Annotated in this window: 17 protein-coding genes and 1 pseudogene; 14 read left to right on the forward strand and 4 right to left on the reverse strand. The window is 61.3% G+C overall.

The annotated features are described in order from the left end of the window. The first annotated feature begins 357 nt into the window (after window positions 1-357). Window positions 358-1689: a S1C family serine protease gene (locus tag WKV53_RS11120; protein WP_341404658.1), complete on the forward strand. Its 1332-nt coding sequence runs from the start codon at window positions 358-360 to the stop codon at window positions 1687-1689. Between the two features lie 6 nt (window positions 1690-1695). Here WKV53_RS11120 and WKV53_RS11125 read toward each other — a convergent pair whose 3' ends face one another. From WKV53_RS11125 to WKV53_RS11140, 4 genes are all read right to left on the reverse strand, one after another. Then, window positions 1696-3120 (reverse strand): hypothetical protein, encoded by a 1425-nt coding sequence (locus WKV53_RS11125; protein ID WP_341404659.1) that lies wholly within the window; start codon window positions 3118-3120, stop codon window positions 1696-1698. A 105-nt stretch (window positions 3121-3225) separates the two neighbouring features. Next, complete coding sequence (locus tag WKV53_RS11130) at window positions 3226-6084, reverse strand: aconitate hydratase (protein WP_341404660.1); 2859 nt, start codon at window positions 6082-6084, stop codon at window positions 3226-3228. Window positions 6085-6215: 131 nt separating this feature from the next. Continuing rightward, window positions 6216-6758 carry an SUKH-4 family immunity protein gene (locus tag WKV53_RS11135; protein ID WP_341404661.1) on the reverse strand — a complete coding sequence of 181 codons (543 nt, stop codon included), beginning with the start codon at window positions 6756-6758 and terminating at the stop codon, window positions 6216-6218. A gap of 88 nt (window positions 6759-6846) precedes the next feature. Further along, window positions 6847-9621 (reverse strand): bifunctional aconitate hydratase 2/2-methylisocitrate dehydratase, encoded by a 2775-nt coding sequence (locus WKV53_RS11140; RefSeq protein WP_341404662.1) that lies wholly within the window; start codon window positions 9619-9621, stop codon window positions 6847-6849. Between the two features lie 272 nt (window positions 9622-9893). Here WKV53_RS11140 and WKV53_RS11145 point away from each other — a divergent pair, with 272 nt between their 5' ends. From WKV53_RS11145 to WKV53_RS11205, 13 genes and pseudogenes are all read left to right on the forward strand, one after another. Then, window positions 9894-10256, forward strand: coding sequence for a putative quinol monooxygenase (locus WKV53_RS11145; RefSeq protein ID WP_341404663.1), 363 nt, complete (start codon window positions 9894-9896; stop codon window positions 10254-10256). Continuing rightward, entirely contained in the window at window positions 10256-12454 is a 2199-nt protein-coding gene (locus WKV53_RS11150) for an NPCBM/NEW2 domain-containing protein (protein ID WP_341404664.1), read from the forward strand. The genes WKV53_RS11145 and WKV53_RS11150 overlap by 1 nt, the downstream gene beginning before the upstream one ends. Before the next feature lie 294 nt (window positions 12455-12748). Continuing rightward, the gene (locus WKV53_RS11155; protein WP_341404665.1) at window positions 12749-13081 is read left to right on the forward strand and encodes an ArsR/SmtB family transcription factor; all 333 of its coding nucleotides are present in this window, start codon (window positions 12749-12751) and stop codon (window positions 13079-13081) included. Continuing rightward, window positions 13078-13521, forward strand: a complete 444-nt coding sequence (locus WKV53_RS11160; protein ID WP_341404666.1) for an SRPBCC family protein — start codon at window positions 13078-13080, stop codon at window positions 13519-13521. The genes WKV53_RS11155 and WKV53_RS11160 overlap by 4 nt, the downstream gene beginning before the upstream one ends. Further along, on the forward strand, window positions 13518-13721 hold the full coding sequence (locus WKV53_RS11165; RefSeq protein ID WP_341404667.1) for a hypothetical protein: 204 nt from the start codon (window positions 13518-13520) through the stop codon (window positions 13719-13721). Before WKV53_RS11160 ends, WKV53_RS11165 begins: the two co-directional genes overlap by 4 nt. Window positions 13722-13739: 18 nt before the next feature. After that, window positions 13740-14312 carry a DUF4256 domain-containing protein gene (locus WKV53_RS11170; RefSeq protein WP_341404668.1) on the forward strand — a complete coding sequence of 191 codons (573 nt, stop codon included), beginning with the start codon at window positions 13740-13742 and terminating at the stop codon, window positions 14310-14312. A gap of 362 nt (window positions 14313-14674) precedes the next feature. Continuing rightward, on the forward strand, window positions 14675-16858 hold the full coding sequence (locus WKV53_RS11175) for an alpha/beta hydrolase-fold protein (RefSeq protein ID WP_341404669.1): 2184 nt from the start codon (window positions 14675-14677) through the stop codon (window positions 16856-16858). An 11-nt stretch (window positions 16859-16869) separates the two neighbouring features. Then, on the forward strand, window positions 16870-17757 hold the full coding sequence (locus WKV53_RS11180; protein ID WP_341404670.1) for an alpha/beta hydrolase: 888 nt from the start codon (window positions 16870-16872) through the stop codon (window positions 17755-17757). Window positions 17758-17959: 202 nt separating this feature from the next. After that, window positions 17960-22651 (forward strand): ThuA domain-containing protein, encoded by a 4692-nt coding sequence (locus WKV53_RS11185; protein ID WP_341404671.1) that lies wholly within the window; start codon window positions 17960-17962, stop codon window positions 22649-22651. Window positions 22652-22965: 314 nt separating this feature from the next. Then, the gene (locus WKV53_RS11190) at window positions 22966-23622 is read left to right on the forward strand and encodes a hypothetical protein (protein ID WP_341404672.1); all 657 of its coding nucleotides are present in this window, start codon (window positions 22966-22968) and stop codon (window positions 23620-23622) included. After that, window positions 23619-24317 carry a hypothetical protein gene (locus tag WKV53_RS11195; RefSeq protein WP_341404673.1) on the forward strand — a complete coding sequence of 233 codons (699 nt, stop codon included), beginning with the start codon at window positions 23619-23621 and terminating at the stop codon, window positions 24315-24317. Before WKV53_RS11190 ends, WKV53_RS11195 begins: the two co-directional genes overlap by 4 nt. A gap of 259 nt (window positions 24318-24576) precedes the next feature. Then, the gene (locus tag WKV53_RS11200; RefSeq protein ID WP_341404674.1) at window positions 24577-24960 is read left to right on the forward strand and encodes a hypothetical protein; all 384 of its coding nucleotides are present in this window, start codon (window positions 24577-24579) and stop codon (window positions 24958-24960) included. Between the two features lie 44 nt (window positions 24961-25004). Beyond that, window positions 25005-25768, forward strand: a pseudogene (locus WKV53_RS11205) (class I SAM-dependent methyltransferase). Window positions 25769-25794: the final 26 nt, after the last annotated feature.

Here is a 25794-nt window from a genome sequence, read left to right on the forward strand (position 1 = left end):
CGCCCTTTTTCTGCGATTTCACCGGTCCTCGGAGAAGCGACATCGCCGTACAAGAGTAGGCCGCCAAGGTCCCACCCCTGGCGGCCTGAATCATTTTCCCTGCCCACACCCATGGACTAAGGAAGCTGACGTTTATTGCTGTTCACCCTTACATGAAAACTCACGCAGCGCGCGGTCTTCATAGTCATAGACCCTTCAGTTTTTCAGACGTTCAAAGATTCTGAGGAAAATTTTGCGGAGGGATTTTTTCCCCGAACCGGGCGTTGGGCCGGTGGCAAAAACAACTTCCCAGTAGTAAAAGAGGCGTCCGGCTCCGTCTTGACCTTGAAGGCCGGGTTGAACATATCAGTGGCAGTCATGAAGTCGCACCTCCCACGCGCGCTCGCCATCCTGCTCACCCTATCCGCCGCTTTTGCCCAGGAAGGGCGGAAGTTCGACAAGCTGCTGGACTACGAGGACGTGATCATCCGCAAGGTCGAGCCGGATGGCATCCGCATCATGCACAAGGGCGGGATCGCCAAGATTCCCTTCGAGCGCCTGCCCCCCGAACTGGTGGCGGAGCTGGGCCTGAACGCCGAGGACGCGGAGCTTCACCGCAAGAACACCACGGTCGCGGAGAACGAGGCCGCGAATCGTGAGAAAGGCGCGGATTTCCTCAAGTCCCGCGCTACCAAGCTCGTCGGCATCATTCTCCAAGTGAAGGAAGGCGGCATCCTGCTCTCCCCCGCTGGCTTCACCACCGGCAAGACCAAGGAGATCAAGGTCCCCTACACCGTGCAGGAAGACGGCCCAACCACCCTCCAGCCGAACCGCAAGCCGAAGATCGTAAAGGGCTTCACCACCAAAACCGTCCCGGAGGTCATCACCGTCGAGGTCGCGTGGCTTTCCTGCGATACCAAGCCCTACATCGACGGGATGAAATTTGAGAAGGATGTCTACGTGGTGGGCAAATACACTTACGTCGGCACGGACGGAGCCGAGCGGACCGTCCCGTCATTCACCACGGATTCCACCGCGTTGCTCACCGCCGGCGGCCACGGTGATGCGGCAGAGGCTGCGAAGAAGCCGGTGGGCATCGCGACCGGCACTGGCTTTTTCATCACGGCCAGCGGTCACATGCTGACCAACAACCACGTCGTCGCCAACCGCACCAAGATCGAGGTGGAAGTCGGTGGCAAGTTCGTGCCTGCCAAGGTGCTGAAGTTCGATGCCACCAACGACGTCGCCCTGCTGAAGGTGGAAGCCGAAAACACCAAGTGGCTGCCGCTGGGTGAAGAGAAAGGCATCGGCCTCGCCAAGCCGGTCTTCACCGTGGGCTTCCCCCAGGTGACGGTGCAGGGCAGCTCGGCGAAGTTCACCGAAGGCAGCGTCAGCTCGCTCTCCGGTGCGAATGATGATGGCCGCTACTTCCAGATCAGTGTTCCGATCCAGCCCGGCAACTCCGGCAGCCCGCTCGTCGATGGCACTGGCAAGGTCGTCGGCATCGTCTCCGCTACCCTCGGCAGCGGCGTCTCCTCGCGCGGCCTGGAGATCAATCAGAACGTGAACTACGCGCTGAAGATCGGCTACGCGAAATCGATGCTCGGCTCGGCCTTCACCCCGCCTGCACCACTTGCGAATCCACCGAAGACCCGAGAGGCATTGGTCCAAGCCACGGCCGATGCCGTGGCCTTGATCAAGGCGCAGTGAACGATGCTAGTTCGACGGTGGCTTCGACACGGTTACGGTAACCTTCACCTCCTTGCCATCTGGCGCAGTGCCGCTGCCGATGACCTGGGGCTTGTCCTTTGTGAGCGTCGTGTTTGCTTCCAGCTTCCCGATCTTCACGTCTCCCGAGACGACATCGATCGCGTAGCCGAGATCGAAGATGACTCCGTCGCCTCCTTCGGTGGCTTCGCTGCGGAAGAGCAGCTGGTTTCCCGGATCACTGCTGGACCTTCGTATCTCAGCCCGCTCGCCCGACCGGGATGCCAAGCCCCAGCCGCCCGACTCCGGATTGGTTTCTATCCAGATCGGCGGTACCAATTCGCCGTCGAGAACGCTGGCAAACAAATACTCTGCGAGGTCCTGAGTCACTTGATCGGCCAAGACGAACGCCGTTCCCGTCAACGGATCAATGCACGCACAATCACGCTCATTTCGAAAGGCAACGCCTCGCTCTTCCAACACCGGCCTGATGTTGAGCAAGGGCATCCGGGTCCATTCCGCAAGTTCCGGCCCAGTGACGTCAGGCCCCGGCCGCGAACGAGCCTCTGCCAGAAAATGGGAAGCGGAACCCTTGGCCATCGGATAGATTCCGAGCCAGCGGTTCGCATCCAATTGCTTTCGCAGTGGTTTTCCGCGCACACCAGAATTCGACCAAGCCCTCAGACCATCGGGCGTTTCCACCCAACAGAATTCTTTCGAGGGAGTGCCATCCATCAGCTCCTCCTCAGTAGAGACCACAAGTTCCCAACGCTGGTCTTTCGTGCCTTGGCAAGCGATCTGACAGGGACTTCCGTTCCCAAGCGTGACGGCAGTCTTTACTTCCCAAGTCCAGTGACTGTCTTCCGCAGGCCAGCTCACGAAAAACTGGGTGTCACAGGCATTTCCGTCACTGGAAGAGGTGGTTTCCACTTCCGCTAGAAGCTCATTCATTTCCAGCGAGGCTTTTTCTCCACTGCGCGAGATGAGCGACAGAGAACGCGGCTTTCCAGTTCCCTTTACTTCGATGCGGGTGCGAATCACTTTGGGCAGCTCGTCGCATCTCAGCACCTGTTCGGCGACAAGCACATCGTGCCACGAGCCGCGGGCGACGATCATGCCCGAGCGCGAGTTCCACACGATCCAGTCCCCTTTCCAATCGATTTTCACTTCACCGGGTGCTGGACCGTTGGAGAGATCGCTTTCTCCAACACCGGCGAAATCCAGAACGTTCCAATAGATACATTTCGAAAGGTCCCAAATCTTGTCCCCCGGTTGGAAGAACGCGGAATCACCCGGTGGCTTTGCGAGAGGCGGAGCATCCGCGTATGACGGGGCGACTCGTTCCACCGGGATCTTCCATGCGGCGGTGATGGAGGCTCGCGCGATTCCAGCCGCGGCGCAAAAGAGAATCATCAAGACGCGGAGCCATGACATGTCATGAAGCTGAGCAACCGCGGGGAAGAACGCAAGAAGCCGCTTCCGTTGCCGGAAGCGGCCTCGAAACCTCGGCAACATGAGTGTCGCCGCTCCTCACGAGCCTTATGCCAAGATCTGGTCCAGCACGTAGGGTAGGATGCCACCGGCGAGGTAGTAGTCGACTTCGGCCGGGGTATCGAGGCGGACCTTCAGCGGGAACTCCACGCGCGAGTGGTCGGGTAGGTGGCAGACGAGCAGAGCGTCCTGCATCGGCTTCAGTTCGCCACCGATGCCGGTGATATCGAAGCGCGCGCCGGTCAGGCCCTTCACGCGGTCGTAGTCATCCGCGTGGATGAAGTTCAGCGGGAGCACGCCCATACCGATGAGGTTGCTGCGGTGGATGCGCTCGAAGGACTTGGTGATCACTGCAGAGACGCCGAGCAAGCGGGTGCCCTTGGCGGCCCAGTCGCGGGACGAACCCATGCCGTAGTCCTCGCCACCGATGATGATCAGCTTGGTGCCATCGGCCTGATAGGCCATCGAGGCATCGTAGATGAAGGTCGGCTTCGCACCTTCGTAAGCCTCGATCGCTTGGTCGGGCTTGGAGACTTCCGCGTCACCGAAGTACTGGGTGTAGCCACCTTCGATGCCGGGGCACATCAGGTTCTTGATGCGGACGTTGGCGAAGGTGCCACGGGTCATCACGCGGTCATTGCCGCGGCGTGCGCCGTAGGAGTTGAACTCGGCCTTCTCGACGCCGTTCTCGATGAGGTACTTGCCGGCGGGCGAGGTCGCCTTGATCGAACCGGCGGGCGAGATGTGGTCGGTGGTGACGGAGTCGCCGAAGATGCCGAGCGGGCGAGCGTTGAGGATGTCGCCGGTGACCGTCGCGCCACCTTCGAAGAAGGGCGGGCTCTGGATGTAGGTCGACTTCTCATCCCAGGAATAGGTCGCACCGGTGGTGCCGGAGATTTCGGCCCATTTCGGATTCGCGGAGGCGAGGTCACCGTAGAGCTTCTGATAGACGGCGGGCTTGAGCGCGGCGGCGAGCTGCTGCTTCACCTCTTCATGGTTCGGCCAGAGGTCCTTGAGGAAGACGGGATTGCCATCTTTGTCATTGCCGACCGGCTCGGTGGTCAGGTCGAGATCGACACGACCGGCAAGCGCGTAGGCGACGACGAGCGGCGGGCTCATTAGGAAGTTCGCCTTGATCGAGCCATGGACGCGGGCCTCGAAGTTGCGGTTGCCGGAAAGCACCGAGGCGCAGACGAGGCTGCCTTCGGTGATCGCTCCTTCAATGGACGGGTGTAGTGGGCCGGAGTTGCCGATGCAGGTGGTGCAGCCGTAGCCGACCGTCTGGAAGCCGAGCTGATCGAGTTCCTTCTGGAGGCCTGTCGCTTCAAAGTAATCGGTGACAACGCGTGAACCGGGAGCCAGCGAGGTTTTCACATAGGGCGCGACGGTGAGACCGAGTGCATTCGCCTTCTTCGCCACCAAACCCGCGGCGATCATCACGCTCGGGTTGCTGGTGTTGGTGCAGGAGGTGATGGCAGCGATCAGGATCGAGCCGTGCGTCAGCTCCATGTCCTGCGGGCCGCCGGGGAAAAGATCGGGATCGACGGCATCAGGCGTCGGGCGATTGGAAACCATCTCGACTTCGTTGCGCGGGCCGCCTTCGAAGGGCTGATGGTTGCCATCGGTGGCGAGCAGCGAGTCGACGGACACGCCTGCCTTCTCGCGCATCGTCAACTTCACGCGGGTCTCGCGCTGGGCGGCGTCGAGGCCGAAGCCACCATTGGCCACCGGCGCGCTGAACAAGGTGTCGAAGGTCTCACGCAAGGCGGTCACATCGATGCGGTCCTGCGGACGCTTCGGACCAGCGACGGACGGAACGATCGTGGAAAGATCGAGTTCTAACAGGTCGGTGTATTCACAGTCGCCCTTGTCCGGGATGCCGAACAGGCCTTGCGCCTTGTAGTAGTTCTCTACCGTGGTGCAGAGCTCCTCGGAGCGACCGGTGCCGCGCATGTAGGCGATGGTTTCCTCATCGACCGGGAAGAAGCCCATTGTGGCGCCGTACTCGGGCGCCATGTTCGCGATGGTGGCGCGGTCGGGCAGGCTGAGTGCCTTGGTGCCGGGGCCGAAGAACTCGACGAACTTGCCGACCACGCCATGCTTCCGGAGCATCTGGGTGATGCGCAGCGTCAAGTCGGTCGCCGTCACGCCTTCCTTCAGCTCGCCGGTCAGATAGACGCCGACGACTTCCGGAACGAGGAAGGTCACCGGCTGGCCGAGCATGCCGGCTTCCGCCTCGATGCCACCGACACCCCAGCCGACGACGCCCAAGCCATTGATCATGGTGGTGTGGGAGTCGGTGCCGACGAGGGTGTCTGGATAGTAGACGCCGTCCTTCGAAAGCACGCCCTTCGCGAGGTACTCCAGATTCACCTGATGAACGATGCCGATGCCGGGAGGCACCACGGAGAAGGTCTCGAATGCCTGCTGGCCCCACTTGAGGAATTCGTAGCGCTCGCGGTTGCGGATGAATTCGATCGCCATGTTCCGGTCGAGCGAGAGCTGGGAGCCGGCGAAGTCAACCTGCACCGAGTGATCGACCACGAGATCGACGGGCACCAGTGGCTCGATCTTTTCCGGGGCGGCACCCCGCTTCACGGCGGCATCACGCATGGCGGCCACGTCCACGAGGAGCGGCACGCCGGTAAAGTCCTGAAGCACAATGCGGGCGACCGTGAACGGGATCTCGTAGTCTCCGGGGGACTTCGCGTTGTAGTTGGCGAGGTTCGCCACGTCCTTCTCGGAAACCTTGCGGCCATCCACGCAGCGCAGCACGGACTCCAGCACGATCCGGATGGACACCGGCAGCTTGGAAAGGTTCGGGAAGCCTTGTTCGGCCAGCGCGGGCAAGGAGTAGAATTTGCCGTCGGCGCCGGAGCCGGTTTTGAACGTGCGAAGCGTGTCCATGGGAAGCTACCTATACAACAGCGGTATGAAACTTCCAGAGGCATCCTGCAGCCCGGTCAGCCGCGGCGGGAGAACAGCCAAAAATCACTCTCGAGCGCCCTCAAAGTCAGGCTACCTCGGACTGTTGGACTTCAGCCCATTGATCCTTTGATCATCTCATACTCGACTGGCCACATCGCGTCCAAATTGAGAGCAGCGGGATCGATGCGAGCAAGAGCGAGACCGAAATCAAAAGCGAAGTCGGACTGAATCGCTTCAGCCATCAAGCAGAGACTTTCTGCAAACTGAAGTACCGATGAATTGATAAAGACTCTCTTCATATTCGAATCGTGATTCAGGTAGATGACACTGCCGTCACTCTCGTCTATGCAGACAAAATCACCCGAACCATTGCTTCCCAAAAGCCTGTAGCGGTCAAACTCGCGATCCAGAAATGAGGACGCGGAGGATAATTTCTTTAGGACTTTATCTGGGCCATCCCCAAACGAAAGGAACGGAGCCGCCTCCTCCGGGAGGCCAACTTCTCGCAGAAGAGCTTTTGATGCCTCGTCAATTTTCAACTCCTCTATTCGTTCTCGGGGGAAGTCGCGAAACCGCCCCAAATCGAGATCAACACCTTCAGGTGCTGGCTCCTGAGCCTTCTGAAATCGTGTTTTGAACTCTCGCGGCGTCATGTTCATTTCCCAATAGAAGCGGCTCTTGGGCCTCGAAGACCCAAGAGCCGATAAAGCGGGGCGGGCTGATGACCCGCAGTCCGTTACGTTAGGAGGCGGCCACCAACTCCTTCACCGGTGGGGCGAAGGTGGTGAGGTCGATGCCTTCGACGGCGGTCTTGTATTCATTCAAGCTCGGCGTGCGGCCGAGGATGGCGGAAAGGACGACGACGGGCGTAGAGGAGAGGAGGGACTCGCCCTTCTTCCGGTCGGTGTCTTCGACGACGCGGCCTTGGAAGAGGCGGGTCGAGGTGGCCATGACCGTGTCTCCTTTCTCGGCCTTCTCCTGGTTGCCCATGCAGAGGTTACAGCCGGGTCGCTCGAGATACATCATGTTCTGATACTCGGTGCGGGCGGCGGTCTTCGGCGCGTTGTCGTCGAACTCGAAGCCGGAATACTTCTCGAGGATGGCCCAGTCGCCTTCGGCCTTGAGCTCGTCGATGATGTTGTAAGTCGGCGCGGCGACCACGAGAGGTGCATTGAACTCCACCTTGCCCTGGGCCTGCTCGAGGTTCTTGAGCATCTTGGCGACGATCTTGAGGTCGCCCTTGTGAACCATGCAGGAGCCGACGAAGCCGAGATCAACCGATTTACTACCTTCATAGTAGGAGAGTCCGCGGATGACGTCGTGGGTGTAGCGCTTGGAGACGTCCTCGTTGTTGACGTCGGGGTCGGCGATCATCGGTTCGTCGATGATGTCGAGGTCGACGACCATCTCGGCGTGATACTTGGCGTTCGCATCGGGGGCGAGCGGCGGCTTTTCCCCGGAGCGGATCTCGGCAATGCGCTTGTCGGCCTTGTCGATCAGGCCCTGGAGGACTTGGGTTTCATTGTCCATGCCCTTGTCGATCATGATCTGGATGCGGTGCTTCGCGGTTTCCAGGGATTCGATGAGGGTTTCAGGCTGTGAAATGCAGATGGAAGCCTTGGCCTTCATCTCCGCGGTCCAGTCGGTGAAGGTGAAGGCCTGGTCGGCAGGAAGGGTGCCGATGTGGACCTCGATGACGCGGCCCTGGAAGACATTCTCGCCGAATTTCTTCAGCATCTGCGCCTGGGTGGAGTGAACCACGTCGCGGAAATCCATGTAGGGCTTGAGCGTGCCCTTGAAGGTCACCTTGACCGACTGCGGAATGGGCATGGTCGCTTCGCCGGTGGCGAGAGCCAGGGCGACGGTGCCGGAGTCCGCGCCAAAGGCGACGCCCTTCGACATGCGGGTGTGGGAGTCGCCGCCGATGATGATGTCCCAGTCGTCCACGGTGATGTCATTGAGCACCTTGTGAATGACGTCCGTCATGGCGTGATAGCCGTCCTTCGGGTCGCGGGCGGTGATGAGCCCGAAGCGCTGCATGAAGGACATCAGCTTCGGGATATTGGCCTGGGCCTTCTTATCCCAAACGGAAGCGGTGTGGCAGCCGGATTGGTAGGCGGCGTCGACCGTCGGCGAGATGAGGGTTGCGGCCATGGCCTCCAGCTCCTGCGAGGTCATCAGGCCGGTGGTGTCCTGTGAACCGACGATGTTGACTTTGACCCGAACGTCGGAACCGGCGTGCAAGGTCAGGCCGGGAGTGGTGCCAACGGCGTTGCGGTTGAAGATCTTTTCGACGGCGGTGAGGCCTTGTCCCGGATTGGAAACTTCTTTGGCGGGAGCGAAGACGACGGGGGCTTCAATTCCCAGCGTCTCGGCCGCGAAGGTCTGGAGCTTCTTACCGAAGACGATGGCATAGGAGCCGCCCGCCTTGATGAACTCAACTTTCTGCGGGGTGAAGGCAGAGGAAATGTCGGCCAGCACCTTGCCATCGCCGTAGAGCTTCTTCTCCTTGGTGTTGATGGTGAGGACGGTTCCGGTTTCGACCGAGTAGGACTGCTCCAGGATGGGCTCGCCGTTGGCGTCTTTGACCACCTTGCCTTCGGCATCGGTCTTCTTGACCCAGTTCTTGAGATCGAGGCCGATGCCGCCGGTGACGCTGACGGTGGTGAGGAAGATCGGGGAGATGCCGTTGGTGCCCGCGACGACCGGGAAGATGTTCACGAAGGGCACGTACTTGCTGGCCTGTTTGCCGGTCCAGAGCGCGACGTTGTTGACGCCGGACATGCGGGAAGAACCCACGCCCATGGTGCCTTTCTCCGCGATGAGCATGACGCTCTTGCCGGGGTGAAGCTTCTGCAGGGCCTGGATGGTTTCCTGAGCCTCTGCATTGATCAGGCACTTGCCGTGCAGCTCGCGGTCGGAGCGGGAGTGAGCCTGATTGCCGGGGGAAAGAAGGTCGGTCGAGATGTCGCCCTCGGCCGCGATGTAGGTGACTACCTGGACTTCTTCCGGGACGTCCGGGAGCTTGGTGAAGAACTCGGCCGCGGCGTAACTCTCAAGGATGTCCTTCGCGACCGGGTTGCCAGCGTCGTAGGCAGCTTTGAGGCGCGAGGTATCGGCGTCGTAGAGGTAGACCTGGGTCTTGAGCACCTCGGCGGCTTGCTTGGCAACGCCGGCATCTTCGCCGAGTGCGAGATTGAGAAGGGTCTGGATGGAGGCCCCGCCCTTCATGTGCGAGAGCAGCTCGAAGGCAAAGGTGGGGGAGATTTCCTCCACGACCAATTTGCCGAGAATGATTTCCTCGAGGAAGGCGGCCTTCTCGCCGGCCGCGCTGGTGGTGCCGGGAAGGGTATTGTAAATCAGGAAGTCGAGCGACTGCTTCCGGTACTCGTTGGAGGGGTCTTTGATCTGGGCGATGATTTCAGCCAGCAGTTCGGCGCCATCGATGGGCTTGGGATGCAAGCCCGCGGCTTTGCGTTCCTCAATTTCCGCCAAGTAGTCCTGATAAAGGTGCATTTTCTTAAATCGATCGATGGGAGTTCACGGAGAGATCAAGCGGCGCAGGGCGTCAAATGACTGATAATTAGGAACAAAGGTTCACGGCGAAGGCAATCCTCAGGCTCCCGGCGCGGAGGTTAAGAATGGGCGGGAAAATGTCATCAAAAAGCTTCCCCCGGGTAGGAAAAGGTGATGGCGGACGCCGGGGGCGGCGGCTGGGAACGGGGAGAAATTGCCCTAGCAAACCAGCTTGCCGAGGCGAACGAATTGGCGAGAGTTCGGGCCAACTTATGAGCCTTCCCCAGAACCTCGTCACCATTCACCCGTATTTCAAAGTTCATGCCGGCAAGCGTGAGCAGGCAGAATGCCTTATGCGCGAATTCGTCGCGAAAACCAAAAGCGAGCCGCTGTGCCTGTTTTACGAGTTCACCGTGAACGAGGATGAGGTCTTCTGCCGCGAGGGCTACGTCGGCTCGGCCGGAGTGCTCGCCCACTTGGAAAACGTCGGCGCCATCCTCGGCCAGATGCTCACCATTTCCGATCTTACCCGCCTCGAATTCCACGGCCCTGCCGCGGATATCGACCAGCTCCGCGGCCCGCTCGGACATCTGAATCCGGCGTGGTTCGTCCTCAAGGCGGGCATTGAGAGGTAATGCGTCCCGTCGTCCTGCGCTTGTTTTTTGCCGCAGCTCCGTTAGCCGCCGCAGAACCCGCTGTCACTGACGCCGACCTGGCGGTGGCGAACCAAAGTTATGGCGAGCTGCGCCGGGATCTCTCGGTTGATGGCAATCCGCTGCGCTCGGGCGGGAACACCTTTGCCAGCGGGCTCGGTTCGCATGCCTCCGCCGAGGTCCCTGTCACGGTGCCCGCCGGCACCGCGCGTTTCTCCGGTGCGGCTGGCGTGGATGAAGAAGTCGGCGCAGGCAAGGGATCGGTGCGCTTCCGCATCCTTTCCGGCGATGCCGTATTGTGGGAGTCCCCGGTGATGAAGGCAGGTGACGCACCAGCTGTCTTCGACATCGCCGTCTCCGCCAAGACCCACCGCCGGCTCTATCTCCAGGCCGATGCGCTCGATGGCAATAGCTACGACCACGCCGACTGGCTGGACCTGAAATGGACGACCGGAGACACGCCCGATGCCGGACCTACGAAGATCTTTTCCAGCGAAGAGTTTGGCCTCACGCCAGGCGATGAAAAGGACCAAACGCCCGCGCTTCGTCTCGCTCTGGCTGCCTTGCGCAGCTCGCCAGGCTCCACATTGAAACTTGCGAAAGGGGTCTATCATTTCCACGAGACCGGCGCGCTGAAGCGCCACTATCATGTCTCGAATCACGACCAACCGGAGTGGCAGCCGGTGTCCGTGCCACTTGTCGATCTACGCGACGTCACGCTCGATGGCTCCGGCTCCACCTTCCTCTTCCACGGTTCGCCGGCGCCCTTTCTCATCCAGGATTCGGAAAAGGTCACCGTGCGCGGTATTGCGGTCGACTACGTCATCCCGCACCTCGCGCAGGGCATCGTCACCGCTACCGGTCCCGGTTGGTATGAGATGACGGTGGATCCGGAAAAGTTCCCGCACGAGGTGCGCAACGGCTGGTTCACCTTCCGCGGCGATGGCTGGGCCAATCCGGCCGGAAAGGGCGGCATCGTTTTCAAGGCCTCCAATGGCATGATCGCGCCGGAAACCGCTGATTATAACTTCGGCGGCCCGCTCACCATGCTCGCTCCAGGGCGCTACCGGGTGGAAAAGGACATCGCCCAGTCAGGCATCGGCACCGGTGATGTGCTTACCCTGCGCCAAGGCCCCTCACGTCCGCATCCGGCATTCGTGCTCTACCGCGCAAAGGACACGGTTTTGGAAGACTGCCCGATCCACGCCGCGCATGGCATGGGGATCCTCGCCCAGCGCTCCGAAAACATCCGCGTCACCGGCGGCGGTACTCACCCCGCGCCCGGCTCCGGCCTTCACTTCTCCACCAACGCCGACGCCACTCACTACTCGAATTGCAAGGGCCTCATCGTCGAAGAAAACGGCCTCTATTCCGGCATGATGGACGATGCCATCAACGTCCACGCCACCTGCCTACATATCGTCGAAAAGGTCGACGCGCACACGCTGCGCTGCCGCTACATGCACGAGCAGGCCGTGGGCTTTGAGATCGCCTTGCCCGGCGAAAGCCTCCGCTTCATCAAGGCCAGCACGCTCACCGATGGTGAGACGCGTCGCATTGCCAGGATCCGCCGGCTCAGCACGCAGGACATCCTTTTCACCTTCGAGACGCCAGTGCCCGACGCCGTGGCCGCTGGCGATGCGCTTGAGAATCCGGACTGGCATCCCGAGGTCATCTTCCGCGGCAACACGGTCACCAACAACCGGGCCCGCGGCGCGCTCTTCACCACGAACCGTCCCGTACTCGTGGAGAACAATCGCTTCGTGCGCTCCTCCGGCTCCGCCATCCTGCTCGCAGGCGATGCCAATGGCTGGTTCGAGTCCGGCGCCTGCCACGACGTCCTCATCCGCAAGAACCTCTTCGAGGACAACCTGACCTCGCGCTACCAATTCACCGAGGCCCTCATCGCCGCCTATCCGGAAGTGCCCGACCTCAAGGACCAGACCACGCGTTATCACCGCAACGTCCGCATCGAGGACAATGACTTCAAGACCTTCGATGTCCCGCTGGTCTTCGCCATCTCGGTCGATGGCCTCGCCTTCACCGGCAACCGCGTGACTTACAACACGAATTACAAGTCGTGGAATCGCCCGCCCTTCGACTTTCGAAGCTGCGACCACACCGTCATCCGCGACAACAAGGTCGAAAACCTTCCCGCCGAACGGACTTGGCCGGAGTGATGGTGGAGAATCCCGTGGGGACCCATTTACACGATCGGAGGGTTCATCTCGAATTTCGGCGGTGGAAAAGACGTCACCCAAGAGGTGGCCGCCAGTCTTCGGCAGCAGGGTGGCTAGGAAGTCGCCGGGCGCTCGACTATCGCATTTCACTAGACTGAAGGCCTCTCAGTGCCGCTGTGCTGCACACGAGGGCAGGGCTCCGACCCGGTCGTTTCGGCCGCGTTTCCGCCAATTTTCATTCCATTGCATCACTTCGGCTTGACGCGTAAGCTATAGCTTACCTATTGTCCCGCCATGGAGATCACCTCCGATTTCGAGCCCGACGTCTTTCACGCGATCAGCCACCGCGCGCGGCGTGAGATGCTGGATCAGCTCACGGACGACGAGCGCTCGGTCAGCGTGATCGCCTCGCACTTTTCCATGAGCCGGCCAGCGGTCTCTCAGCATCTCCGGATCCTGCTCGATGCCGGATTGGTCACCGAGCGGCGGCACGGTCGTGAACGCCGCTACCGTCTCGTCCCGGAGAAGCTCGCCCCGGTGCGCGACTGGATCGCCCACTACGAGCGCTTCTGGGACGACCACCTCCAACGCCTCCAGAACCACCTCTCAAAGAAGAACGAGAAATGATCAACAACACGATCCAACGGGAACTTCACCTTCCCCAGCCGCGCGAGCAGGTCTGGGAAGCCATCGCCAACCGCGACGCCCTGGCGGACTGGATGTATCCCAATGATTTCGAGCCGCGCGTGGGCCACCCCTTCACCTTCCAAGTCCCGCCGAAACCCGAGGTCGGCTTCGAGGGCTTGATCGTGCGCTGCGAGGTCTTGGAATGCGAGCCACCCGGCTGGCTGATGTTCTCGTGGTCGGTCGCCGGCCCGGTGGAGAATACCCGGGTCAGCTTCCGGCTGGAGTCCGAGGGCGATGGCACTCGCCTCCTCTTCGAGCACGCCGGCTTCGATCTCTCGCAGCCCGGCGGCAAGCAAGCCTTCGGCGGCGCCCAGTATGGCTGGGCGATGATGCTGGAGAAACTCACCACCGTTCTCTCAAACCAAGGAAACCAACCATGAGCGCAGGAACGCAACGCATCGTCTTCCGCTGGATTCACATTCTCTTCGGCCTTCCGATCCTCGGCTTCATCTATGGACCGCAGCAGGAGGTCGCCCAATACTTGCCGATGTTCCGGTATGTTTTTGTGCCGGTTCTGGTCCTTTCCGGGCTATGGCTGTGGAAAGGTCATCTCGTGACCCGGCTCTTCTCGAAAAGGTAAGCTCTAACAAATCCCACCATGAAAGGCTCTGAATCCAAGAGTAAGCTGTCGCCGACCGACAAGAAGGACATCCTCGGCATCTTGAAGGCCCGCTTCGAGAAACACGCGAACCGTCACAAGGGCCTCAAGTGGGCAGACGTGGAAGCGAAGCTGGAAGCCCATCCGGACAAGCTCTGGTCGCTCGGCGAAATGGAACGCACCGGCGGCGAGCCGGACGTGGTCGGCCAGGACAAGAAGACCGGTGAGTACCTCTTCTTCGATTGCTCGCCAGAGACCCCCAAAGGCCGTATCAGCACCTGCTACGACCGCGAGGCACTGGACTCTCGCAAGGAGCACAAGCCAAAGACCAGCGCCGTCGATATGGCCGAGGCCATGGGCATCGAGCTCCTAACAGAAGAACAATACCACGAGTTGCAGAAGCTCGGCGAGTTCGACCTGAAGACGTCGAGCTGGCTGAAGTCCCCCGCCGAAGTCCGGAAACTCGGCGGTGCCATCTTCGGCGACAAACGCTTCGGCCGCGTCTTCATCTATCACAACGGGGCGCAGTCTTATTACGCAGCCCGGGCCTTCCGTGGGGCGCTGAAGGTATAGGAACGCGGCGGTCGAAATCGTTGATCCCGCCAAGACCCAGAGTCGCCGGACTCTTCGATATCGACGAACACGAAACGTTTCCACGGAAACGATAGAAAGCCAGGTCTGACAAGCCGCGGTTTTGCCGGGTCGAGCGCCCTAACAGAGCACTTTCATCGGGTCGCAGTCGACTTGTTTTCAATTACTTGCAATCACCCCTCACCCCACTTGGGGAGAGGTTTCTCCCCCATCCGAGGCAAGGGGTGTCTGAAACTTCGTGAGGTGAACGCGGGTTTGGTGGAATGTTGCATGACTCCCCAAACCCAATTCCGACTGCCGGACAGCAGCGTCGGCATCATTGCGTTCACGCTCACGATCACACCATGAACTGCCTTCGAAACCCATTGATGGTGGCGCTCTTGTTGACGCCCTTTGCCAACGCCGCGGACAAGACCCTCATCGACTACTTCAAGCCAATGCCGGTCGAGGGGAAGCTCTCGTCCGAGGCATGGGGTGCCCAAGGCGTGCTACCACGAGATCCGCAGAATGGCCTTGAGGACACCACGATGGAGAAGTGGTGCTACTGGGACGGCGCGGTCATTCCCGGTCCCGATGGCAAGTTCCACCTCTTCGCAAGCCGCTGGGATCAATCGAAGGGCCACAATGGCTGGTGGCAATCGTCCGCAGTGCACGCGGTGAGCGACAAGGTCACCGGACCCTATGAAGACAAGGGCCTCTGCTGGCCGGACGACCAGGGAGGAAAGGGTCACAACGTCACGGCCCTCAAGCTGCCGGACGGCCGCTACGCGGCGATCGTCAGCGAAACGAGGCCCGGCGATGTCTTCATCGCCGACTCGCTGGACGGACCGTGGAAACATCACGGGCAGATCCAGGTCGCGCCCGGCAAGTTCAGTGAACTCGGCAAGATGTCGAACGTCTGTGTGCTCCTGAGACCCGATGGGGACTTCATGATCCTGGCCCGCTCGGGAGCGATCTGGATCAGCAAGACCGGCATCCTCGGACCCTACACCGTCCAAGGACCTAGCGTTTATCCCACGGTCAAAGATCTGCCACTGAAAGACCTCGAGGACCCGATCCTCTGGTACAGCGGCGGGCTCTATCACATCGTCGTCAATGGCTGGAGCACCCGCAAGGCATGGCACCTGACCTCGCCGAATGGCATCGACAACTGGACACTGCGCGGGCTCGCCTACGATCCCACGACGGACTTCCTCCGCTACACCGACGGCACGGTGAACCATTGGGACAAGATCGAACGCCCCGCGGTCGTGATGAAGGACGGACACGTGACCCACTTCCTGCTGTCCGTGCTCGATGTGCCAAAGGATCAGGAAAAGGGCAATGACCGCCACGGCAGCAAGATCATCGTGGTACCCTTCGATGGCGAAGCGCTGGATCGCGATCTTCAGGAAAAGGCGCAGTCATCGGCCACGGAGGAAAAGAAACCTGAGCCACCCGCCGGCGTGCCCGCGACCACCAATGTTCCCGGCGCGGAATTCCCGCGCGTCCATCCTGACAACCGGGTGACGCTGCGGATCAAGGCACCGGACGCGAAGAAGGTGCAATTCGATCTCGGCAAACGCTACACAGCGGAACGCGATGCCGATGGCGTGTGGACCGCCACCACGGATCCGCAGGTGCCGGGCTTCCACTACTACTGGCTGGTCATCGACGGCGTGCAGGTGAACGACCCGGCGAGCGAAACCTTCTATGGCGTGAGCAAGCAATCGAGCGGCATCGAGATTCCTGATGCGGACGGCAATTTCTATCAGCCGAAGGACGTCCCCCATGGTGAAATACGGGAACGCTCGTACTTCTCGAAGACCACCGGTACGTGGCGCAGGATCTTCGTCTACACGCCGCCCGGCTACGACGCCGATTCATCAGTGCGCTATCCGGTGCTCTACCTCCAGCATGGCGGTGGAGAGGATGAACGCGGTTGGGGCGTGCAGGGCCGGATGAATCACATCATGGACAATCTCATCGCCGAGAAGAAGGCGAAGCCGATGATCATCGTGATGGAACGCGGCTACGCTCAAAAGCCGGGAGCATCTGCGGCGAGCGGCGGCCCGCGCGATTTCAACCGCATGATCGGCGCACTCGAAGAAGTCTTCGTGAACGACCTGATCCCGATGATCGATTCCACCTACCGCACCTTGGGCGATCGCGATCATCGCGCGATGGCCGGGCTCTCGATGGGTGGCATGCAGACCTTCACCATCGGCATGAAGCATCTCGACCTATTCTCGTACTTCGGCGGCTTCAGCGGCGCAGGCGGAGGCATCGGCGGCGGCACCTTCGACGCGAAAACCGCCCAGGATGGCGTCTTCGCCGACGCCGCGGCCTTCAATTCCAAGGTGAAGCTCGTCTGGCTCGGCATCGGCACCTCGGAAGACAAGCGCTTCTACGAAGGCGTGAAAGGCTACCGCGACGCACTGGAAGCAGCCGGCATCAAAACGAGCTACTATGAGTCCCCCGGCACCGCTCACGAGTGGCAGACCTGGCGGCGTTGCCTGAGAGAATTCACCCCGTTGCTTTTCCAATGAACCCCATCCCCATGAAACCACTCCTTCTCGCCAGCCTGATCACCTGCGCCTTCACGCCCTTCACTTCCGCAGAGCCCGAGCCGGAACCCAACCCTCGCAAGGGCGGCCCCATTGAGCTCGGCCCCGATGACAAACCGGAGTTTCCCGATCCACCGAAGGGCTTCGACGTGAAGCGCGATGCCATTCCCCATGGCTCGGTCGAGATGGTGGAATACGACTCCAAGTCCGTCGGCACCCGCCGCAAGATGTCCGTGTACACGCCGCCCGGCTATGTGAAGGAACGGAAGTATCCGGTGCTCTATTTGCTCCACGGCATCGGCGGCGATGAAACCGAGTGGCAGCGGTTCGCCAACCCGGAGGTGATCCTGGACAACCTCATCGCCGACGGCAAAGCCGAGCCGATGATCGTGGTGATGCCGAATGGCCGCGCGCAAAAAGACGATCGAGCCACCGGCGACATCTACAGTCATGCGCCCGCCTTCGAGAAGTTCGAGAAGGATCTGCTGGAGGACGTGATCCCCTTCATCGAGAAGAAGTATTCGGTGAAAACGGACCGCGAGCATCGTGGCCTGGCCGGGCTCTCGATGGGCGGCGGGCAGTCGCTGAATTTCGGCCTCGGCAATCTGGACCGCTTCGCGTGGATCGGCGCCTTCTCGCCCGCGCCGAATACCAAGCAGCCGCAGCAACTGGTGCCGGACCCCTCAAAGACCACGCGCGAGATCAAGCTGCTGTGGCTTTCCTGCGGTAACAAGGACGGCCTGATCCGCATCAGCCGCGGTGTCCACGACTACCTGAAGGAAAAGAAGGTACCACACCATTGGAGTGTCGACGGATTTGCCCACGACACGCCCGAGTGGAAGTCGGCCTTCTACCACTTCTCGCAGCTCGTATTCCGCTAGCTGGAGTCGGATTGCCTTCCCCGCGGATTCGGGCGTGGTTCGTGCTTCTTCACGGTGGAAGCGAAAGCTCCGAGATCATCAGGAAATCCGTAATTCAAAGCCCTAGCCGCCCTCGGCCTAGTGTGATTGGATCGCATTTTCAAAAATCTCCATAGCGTTCCGGCCCCCGCCGGAGCGGCCCGGACCCCCCACCGGACTCGCCATGGTTTCCCCCCGAATCCTCTTCAGCGCCCTGTTCCTGTTGCTCGTTGGCACGGCTTTCGCCGAGCGGACGAAAGTATTGCTCATTGAAGGCGCGAGCAATCACGACTGGCAACACCGCAAGGATGTCCTGACCGCGATCCTGTCGCGCGATGGCTCCTTCGATGTCGATATCAGCATCACCCCCGGCGCAGCCAGCGATCCTGGCTGGGCCACGTGGTCGCCGAATTTCTCCGCCTACAAGGTGGTGATCTCCGGCTACAGCAATGCCACCGGTGAGCCGAGCTGGCCGGCGGCGGTGAAGACGAATTTTGCCAATTTCGTCAGCAATGGCGGCGGCTTCATTGCCCTCCACGAAGCCTGTTCGGCCTTCCCCGACTGGCCGGCGTATAACGACATGCTCGGCCTGCGCTGGAACAACGCGGACGTGGGCAAGGCCATCCTGATCAGCGCAAGCGAGCAGCTCCAAACCTATCAGCCGAATCAGCCCGGCCCATACGCCTATACGAATCACGGTGCGAACTCGAACGCGCTGGTGAAGCGGCTCGGCAATCATCCCATCCACGCCGGCCTGCCGACGTCATGGATGGCCGCGAACCTCGAAATCTGGCGCTATTCACGCGGCCCGGCGAACAATCTGACCGTCCTTTCCTACGCGAAGGATCCCGAGTCGCAGCTGCAGTTCCCGGTCGAGTGGACCACGAACTACGGCTCCGGCCGCGTGTATGCCACCAGCTACGGCCACATCTTTCCCGGCGACGTGGACCCTCCGGGCATGCGCTGCGCCGCCTTCCAGGAAATCCTGTGCCGCGCAGTGAAGTGGTGCTCCGGCGTCAATCCGCCGACCACGGTGGCCTCCGACTTTCCTTCGACTACGGCGATCTCCTTGCGACCCTACACCGAAGGCGTGAGTGGCTTCGGTGGGCCGAAGCCGGTCACTGCGTTCGTGAATGGCACACTGCCGACGCTTTCCGTGGTGCCGACCGGCGTGCAGCTGACGAAGGCGTTTCCCTCGCTCAATTGGGAATCACCGATCGATGCGAAGCCATGGCCCGGCCAACCTGGACAGATCATGGTCGCGGAGATGGACGGCCGCATCTTCAAGCTGGCCGACAACGACGCGACGACGACGCGGACCGAGGTGCTGAACATCACCGACCGCGTCTGGTACATCAGTTGGGACGCCGGCGTGCCCACTCACAAGCATGGCGGTGTGTTCTCCACCGTCTTCCACCCGCAGTTCGGCCAGGGCGTGGGGAAGGACTACCTCTATGTGTACTACGTCCAGAATGCCAACGACAGCCCGGACGCGCTGGTGGACGACAATCATCCCTTCTATGATCGCCTCGCGCGCTTCACGTGGAATGGCACTACCTTCACGCCATCCAGCGAGCAGATCCTGCTACACCTGCACGATGTCGCGAAAGGCCACGAAGGCGGCGGCATGTGCTTCGGGCCGGATGGCTTCCTTTACCTGTGCTTCGGCGACGGTGGCGACGAGAGCAACAATGCGGTCAATGACGTGCAGAAGCTGAACGAGCGCGCTCGCTCCGGTGTCTTTCGCATGGACGTGGACATGCAAGGCGGAGCCATCAGCCGCCCGATCCGCCGCCAGCCGGCGGGACTCGGCTCCTACAGCCAGAACTACTACGTTCCTAAGAGCAACCCGTGGGCGGAAGCGCAGAATGGTGCGACGGCTTCGGTGCTGGAAGAGTTCTACGCCATCGGACTGCGCGAGCCGCACCGGATGAGCTTCGATGCCGCGAGCGGCTTCTGGATCGGCGACGTGGGCGCAAACACCTGGGAAGAAGTCGACCTGATGGATGCGCCCGGTCTGAACTTCCAGTGGATCTACAAGGAAGGCACGGGTGATGGTTTCAGCACCAAGCCGAGTCCGCTGATTGGTACCGAGCGTGCGCCTGTCCACGACTATAACCACGGCACCGGCAACTGTGTGATCGGCGGCCACGTTTATCGCGGCACGGCGATGCCGTTCCTCCAAGGGAAGTATCTCTACGCCGACAACGGGACGCAGAATGTTTACGCCCTGCAATTCGATCCGGTGACGAAGGCCAAGATCGGCGTCCAGCAGATCGCAACGGGACGCGCCGGCGGGATTTGGGAAGGGGTCAGTTCGTTCGGCATCGATTCCAGTGGCGAGCCACTGTTGCTCCAACTCGGTGCCGGCGTGAATGGCGCGGCGCAGATCTCGCGCATCAAGCCGGCCGGTCCTCCGGGCGGCGGCACCTGGCAATATCCGGCGCTGCTTTCACAGACCGGCGTCTTCACGAATCTGCCCAATCTCACGCCGGCTGCATTCATGATTCCCTTCGACGTGAACATGCCGCTGTGGAGTGCGGGCATGCACAAGAAGCGCTGGGTGATCCTGCCGAATGACGGCGTGGCCAACACCGCCGCCGAGCGCATCACCTACAGCGCGACGGGCACCTGGGACTTCCCGGTCGGCACCGTGTTCGTGAAACACTTCGCCCGGCCCGACACGGATGCGCCGCTGGAGACTCGCCTGCTCGTCCGTGGCACCGATGGCTGGGGCGGCGTGACCTACAAGTGGCGCGCCAATGGACTGGAGGCGGACTTGTTAGAAGCGGGTGCTGAGGAAAATCTGACCGTGAACGGCCAGACCTTCACGTATCTCTATCCGGCCCGTGCCCAGTGCAACCTATGCCACACCGCCGCTGCGGGTCCGGTACTCGGCTTCCGCACGCGCCAGCTCAATCGCGACTTCACCTACCCCGGCGGTGGCACCGCTAACCAGATTGAGTCCCTCAGCGTCGCCGGTTTCATCAATCCCCCGCTCACCAAGGCGAGTCTGGCCAACGTGCTCACGTCGGTTTCCCACGATAGCACCACGGTGACGGACGAGGCGTGGGTGCGCTCGTATCTCGATAGCAACTGCTCGCATTGCCACCAGCCCGGCGGCAGCTCGCGCGCCTTCTGGGATGCGCGGCTCACCACGCCGCTCGCGAACCAAGGCATCCTCTGCGGAGCGGTCATCGATGGTCTCGGGGCACCTGCGCCCGCGGTGATCAAGCCCGGCAGCATCGAGAACTCGGTGATGCTGCTGCGCATGAACACCATCGATCCGCACATCTCCATGCCGCCGCTGGCCAAGGGCATTGTCGATGACGAAGCGGTGGCCCGCGTGGCCGATTGGGTGCTCGGCATGGACTCCGACTCCTGCACCAAGAGCGGCAGCTTCTACGCCGGTGGTGAGCTCGGCATTCCCGGTGCCACGCCACCCAATGCCCACGGCCCCGACCTGTGGCACTCGAATATCGTCATCAACGAGAACGCGACCTACACCAACAACGGCGGCTCCACGATCTCCGTCGCGCTCGATCGCTTTCATTTCAATGCCGGCCGCACCGGCGATCCGGTCACCCCGTTCGTGGTCAAGGTCCTTGGTAACAACAACTTCATCGTGGTCGCGATCGGCACCACTCGCACGAACTACGTCGTGGGTAGTAATAACGTGGCCTTCTCCGACACCCAGACCGTGGTGCCGCTGGCCGCAGGAGAGAAGCTCGCGATCGGATTCATCGATGCCCGCGCGGATGGCACAGGTGGCACTCTTGCCGGGATCATCGATTGGGAAGACGGCGGCGCGGAGATCTGGTACGGCGGTGGTGAGACGGATGCCAATGCCGGCTCGGTGACATTGGGCCAGCCGCCGAACCCCGGCAGCCAGCTGTACACCACACTGAACCGCAACTACCAGTTCTCCATCAGCTACCTGCTTTCCTCGTATGACGTTGGCCACGGCGCGCAGGCAGTTGCCGGTTACACGGTCGATGGCGCGAACTCGAACCTGGTGATCAACGAGACCGATACCTTCACCAACAACAGCGGCGCTCCGATGACGGTGAGTGTGGATCGCTTCCGCTTCCATGCCTCGCGCGTCGGCGATCCGGTCACGCCGTTCCTCGTGAAGGTCAATGGCAACGACAACTTCACCGTGGTCGCGATCGGGACCACCCGCACCGGCTACAGCCTCGGGGTGAATGACGTGGCGTTCTCCAATGGGCCGGCGAATATCACCATCGGAGCCGGGGAGAAGATCGCCGCAGGCTTCGTGGACGCGAATGCCGATGGTACCGGTGGCACCGGGCCGGGCGTGGTTTCCTACGAGTACAACGGGACCGATCAGATTTATTATAGCTACGACGTGACGAACGTCGCCAGCAGCCTCTCGCTCGGCCAAGCGCCGGTTTATAAAGGCTACCAACTGACGAACCTGACGCGGAATTATTACTACTCGGTCTCGCTGGGCTTCGGCGGCAAGGCGGACGAGGACAACGACGGACTGCCCGACAAGTGGGAGCTCGCATTCGCATCGTCTCTCACGACCCTTTCCGGCACCGCCGACAGCGACAAGGACGGCATGACCAATGCGGCGGAGTTCGAGGCTGGCACCAATCCGCTGGATGCTTCCAGCGTGCTGGTGGCGCTCAACGTGAAACCCGGCTCGGGAAGCTCCGCGGTCGCCACCGTGAAGACGGTGCCCGGGCGCTTCTATCAGTTGCAGGTCTCCGCCAATCTCCAGACGTGGACGACCGCTGGCACGTGGAAGGCCGCGAGCTGGCCGGCGACGACGACCGGATTCGTGATTCCGCAGAGCGCGTTGCCGACAGGCAGCACGAAACGCCTGTTCGTGAAGGTAGCGCCGGAGTAGCCGGAACGTGACGCAAGAATGTCCGCGCCCGCTGCCGATCCCACCGGGTCTACGGAGAGGATCCTCGGCCCGACAGAGCCCACGCTGAGCCGGTTTGAAGCAGATGGAAGAAGGAATGGACAAGGAGGCGGCGCCCTATTTCCGCGGTCGGCTGGTGCAGATGATCGCGACGTACATCGCGCGGTAAGAATGGGGCAAGAAATCGTAATGACGGCGACGTGCGGATGCGTATCTCTTGTGTCAGGGGATTGCGCCGTGTTGTGCCGGTGTGGTGATTCGCCCTGTCGGGTCATTGTTCATTGAGAAATCCGTTCATGATGCGTCCGCTATTGTCGTTGCTGATGCCGTGCCTGCTGCTGCTCGGGGTGGCGAAGGGAAAAGAGGAGCCGAAGCCGGCCCCAAAGATGAAGGAGGACTTCGTGCAGTATTTGACGCCGCAGAAGTACGAGACCCGATCGCCCTTGCAGGGGTTTGAGAACTACTTCGTCAGCGGGAACAAGGCGTGGAAGTCGGAGCAGGGGCAGGACGTGTTTTACGAGGTCTACGCGGAGCTGTTGTCCAAGCGGACGGATGCACGGTTTGAGGAAGCGGAAAAGTTCCGGAAGCTACTTTCGAAGGTGTCCGCGGGAATCGCGGAATTCCTCGCGCAGGCGAATGGCAAGACGGTGACCGCGAGCAAGACGACGAGGTCGCGGGCGGAGATGGAGTGGTGGATCAGCCAGGGCTTCGAGAAGAACTTCGAACTCTGGGAACCTGTAGACTACACGCATGATGACCTGCGCCAGTTGGCGCGGATCTACCAGCGATCGCACGCGCATCATGTGAAGAAGGGTCGCGATCCGGCCGGGTTGGAAGCGAAGGTGCTGGATCCGGCGCTGGCGAAGCTGGACGCCGGGGAGAAGCAGATGAGCAAGGAGCAGATCTTGTATTTCAGGGCGAAGTTGGCGTCGATGATCGTGCTCTCGTTATGAAACCTCCATCCTTGCTTGCGCTGCTGTTGGTGATGTTCCTGCCGTGCTCGCTCGTGATGACAGCGGGAGCGGAGCCAGCGGCTCCGGAGGAGGATGCGGTCGCACAACTGAAGCAGCTTCACGAGAAGGCGAAGAAGGAACTAGCGAAGTGGACGACGCCAGAAATGTGCTCGGAGTCGGACGCTGATTCGCTGTATGGCAGGTATATCGGGGAAGTGGGTTTGATGCACGATTCGGAAATCTGGCGCGATGAATTCCACGAGGTGCATCGGGAGGTGCTGGAGAAGCGGACCAATGAGCTGCATCCCGAGGCGGTGAAGTTCCGCAAGCCGCTGATGGAGGTGTTCAGTGGTATGCTGGAATTCATCCACGGTGCGAATGGTGGGCTCGGCGGCCATCTGAGAACACGTCTGCCGGCGCAGGTGGAGTGGAACATCAACGAAGGCTACAAGGCGAAGTTCACGCTCAAGGAGTCGGGCAAATTCACCCCTGATGACATCCGTGAGCTGGGTCTGATGTTCCAGCGGACGCGGGCGAGGTACACGTTGCACATGGATGCCAGTGCGCGGGACCCAAAGGCGTTCGAACCGGTACTGGAGGATTTGAGGATCGCGGAGCAGTCGATGAGCAAGGAGGCGGCGATGTATTTCCGCGCGTGTCTGGTGGGGATGCTCGCGGGTTACATGGTGCAGTGAGTAGCGGCCGGCGGGAGTGGCGCTGGAGCCATTCGTCAGTGCGAAAGACCCGGTGGCCTTCGAGGCCGGGACCTTTCGTCGCTCGGCCGGACGGCTTTTTTCCGCTACCGGGACGCCGGACCGGGGTTAAGGCCCTAGACCGCCGCGAGGCGATCGACGCGCTCGCCGGGAGGCATTTCCCGGTCGGCCTGTAATTACAACATACATCGGGAAAGGCGTGACGAGTGTGACCGTATCGTTACCCTGCCCGCGTCCCTCCATGGAAGTTGACCTCTTTTTCACCCCGATCGAGCCGCCGATTTACGAGCTGCTGGCGTGGGATATGGCTTTGATCATGCCTTGCCTGGAGGTGATCCGCCGCGAGCTGCCGAATTTGGCCAAGGACTTGATTCCCAAGGACTCCCAGATCGCGATTTTCGCCACGACACAGACTAAATTTCCCGGCAGCAGTTACCCTGTGCTCGGTGTGGTGCAATTCACGGAAGACTACAATGCCCCCTACGTCGCGATCGAGGCGAAGATCCGCACCTGGTGCCGCGAAACGGGCAAGGAAGGGATGCTCAAGCTGGCAGCGGGCGTAGAGGTGCCCAGCTGGGCGGAACTCAAGGAGATGGCCTGCTACCCCTTGCCGACCGCCGGTTGAGCGGAGTTGACGGCACCCCGGCCAAGCCGTCCCCTAGCGTGGTGATCCGTCCCGATCTCCATGAAAACAATCGCCTGTCGTGGAATGCGGCCACAGTGGCGCACAATCGCCATAAGCCGGACCAAGCCGGTTTCCTGCGTGGTGGTGGCAGCACTCTGTTCCCCGAAGAGATCGGGCTTCTGGGCGCGGTGCAGGGAAAGGCGGTGCTCCACCTGCTGTGCAACTCGGGACAGGACACGCTGAGCATTGCAGCGCTCGGTGCGGAGGTCACTGGCGTGGACATCAGTGATGAAGCGATCGATTTTGCCCAGCGGCTATCCGCGGAGTCCGGTATCGCCGGAACCTTCGAGCGCTCGGATGTTTACCCGTGGCTGGAGAAGGCGGCGAGCGATGGGCGCCGCTTTGACACGGTGTTTTGCTCGTATGGCGCGCTGTGCTGGCTCTCCGACCTAGGGACCTTTCTGCGCGGCGTGGCTGGTGTCCTGAAGACCGGCGGGCGCTTCGTGTGCATGGAGTTCCATCCGTTCGCGATGATCTTCGACGAGCAAGGCGCTCCGAAGTACCGGTGGCACCTGCGGAGCCCTTCAGCAATCCTCACCCCTGCTACGAATTCCAGCGCGGTCTGGGCGACATCCTCGGCGCGGTGATCCAGGCCGGGCTCACGCTGCGAGAGTTCCACGAATACGAATACACCAATGGCTGGAAGCCCTTCACGGAGATGAAGTCCCTGCCCGGACGACGCTGGGCGATGCCCGACGGCAAGCCATCGATGCCGCTGATGTATGGCTTGGTAGCGCAGAGGGCCTGAGCCCGCTGACAAAGGGTTGCGGGTTT

This window comes from Luteolibacter sp. Y139, assembly GCF_038066715.1.
Lineage (GTDB): Bacteria > Verrucomicrobiota > Verrucomicrobiia > Verrucomicrobiales > Akkermansiaceae > Haloferula > Haloferula soli.

Excerpts from the sequence above, each read along its gene's own strand:
- WKV53_RS11195 (WP_341404673.1), top strand. The coding sequence starts at position 23,619 with ATGAAACCTCCATCCTTGCTTGCGCTGCTGTTGGTGATGTTCCTGCCG.
- WKV53_RS11150 (WP_341404664.1), top strand. The coding sequence starts at position 10,256 with ATGCGTCCCGTCGTCCTGCGCTTGTTTTTTGCCGCAGCTCCGTTAGCC.
- WKV53_RS11200 (WP_341404674.1), top strand. The coding sequence starts at position 24,577 with ATGGAAGTTGACCTCTTTTTCACCCCGATCGAGCCGCCGATTTACGAG.
- WKV53_RS11130 (WP_341404660.1), bottom strand. The coding sequence starts at position 6,084 with ATGGACACGCTTCGCACGTTCAAAACCGGCTCCGGCGCCGACGGCAAA.
- WKV53_RS11180 (WP_341404670.1), top strand. The coding sequence starts at position 16,870 with ATGAAACCACTCCTTCTCGCCAGCCTGATCACCTGCGCCTTCACGCCC.
- WKV53_RS11145 (WP_341404663.1), top strand. The coding sequence starts at position 9,894 with ATGAGCCTTCCCCAGAACCTCGTCACCATTCACCCGTATTTCAAAGTT.
- WKV53_RS11160 (WP_341404666.1), top strand. The coding sequence starts at position 13,078 with ATGATCAACAACACGATCCAACGGGAACTTCACCTTCCCCAGCCGCGC.
- WKV53_RS11185 (WP_341404671.1), top strand. The coding sequence starts at position 17,960 with ATGGTTTCCCCCCGAATCCTCTTCAGCGCCCTGTTCCTGTTGCTCGTT.
- WKV53_RS11140 (WP_341404662.1), bottom strand. The coding sequence starts at position 9,621 with ATGCACCTTTATCAGGACTACTTGGCGGAAATTGAGGAACGCAAAGCC.
- WKV53_RS11125 (WP_341404659.1), bottom strand. The coding sequence starts at position 3,120 with ATGTCATGGCTCCGCGTCTTGATGATTCTCTTTTGCGCCGCGGCTGGA.
- WKV53_RS11120 (WP_341404658.1), top strand. The coding sequence starts at position 358 with ATGAAGTCGCACCTCCCACGCGCGCTCGCCATCCTGCTCACCCTATCC.
- WKV53_RS11155 (WP_341404665.1), top strand. The coding sequence starts at position 12,749 with ATGGAGATCACCTCCGATTTCGAGCCCGACGTCTTTCACGCGATCAGC.
- WKV53_RS11175 (WP_341404669.1), top strand. The coding sequence starts at position 14,675 with ATGAACTGCCTTCGAAACCCATTGATGGTGGCGCTCTTGTTGACGCCC.
- WKV53_RS11165 (WP_341404667.1), top strand. The coding sequence starts at position 13,518 with ATGAGCGCAGGAACGCAACGCATCGTCTTCCGCTGGATTCACATTCTC.
- WKV53_RS11190 (WP_341404672.1), top strand. The coding sequence starts at position 22,966 with ATGATGCGTCCGCTATTGTCGTTGCTGATGCCGTGCCTGCTGCTGCTC.
- WKV53_RS11135 (WP_341404661.1), bottom strand. The coding sequence starts at position 6,758 with ATGACGCCGCGAGAGTTCAAAACACGATTTCAGAAGGCTCAGGAGCCA.
- WKV53_RS11170 (WP_341404668.1), top strand. The coding sequence starts at position 13,740 with ATGAAAGGCTCTGAATCCAAGAGTAAGCTGTCGCCGACCGACAAGAAG.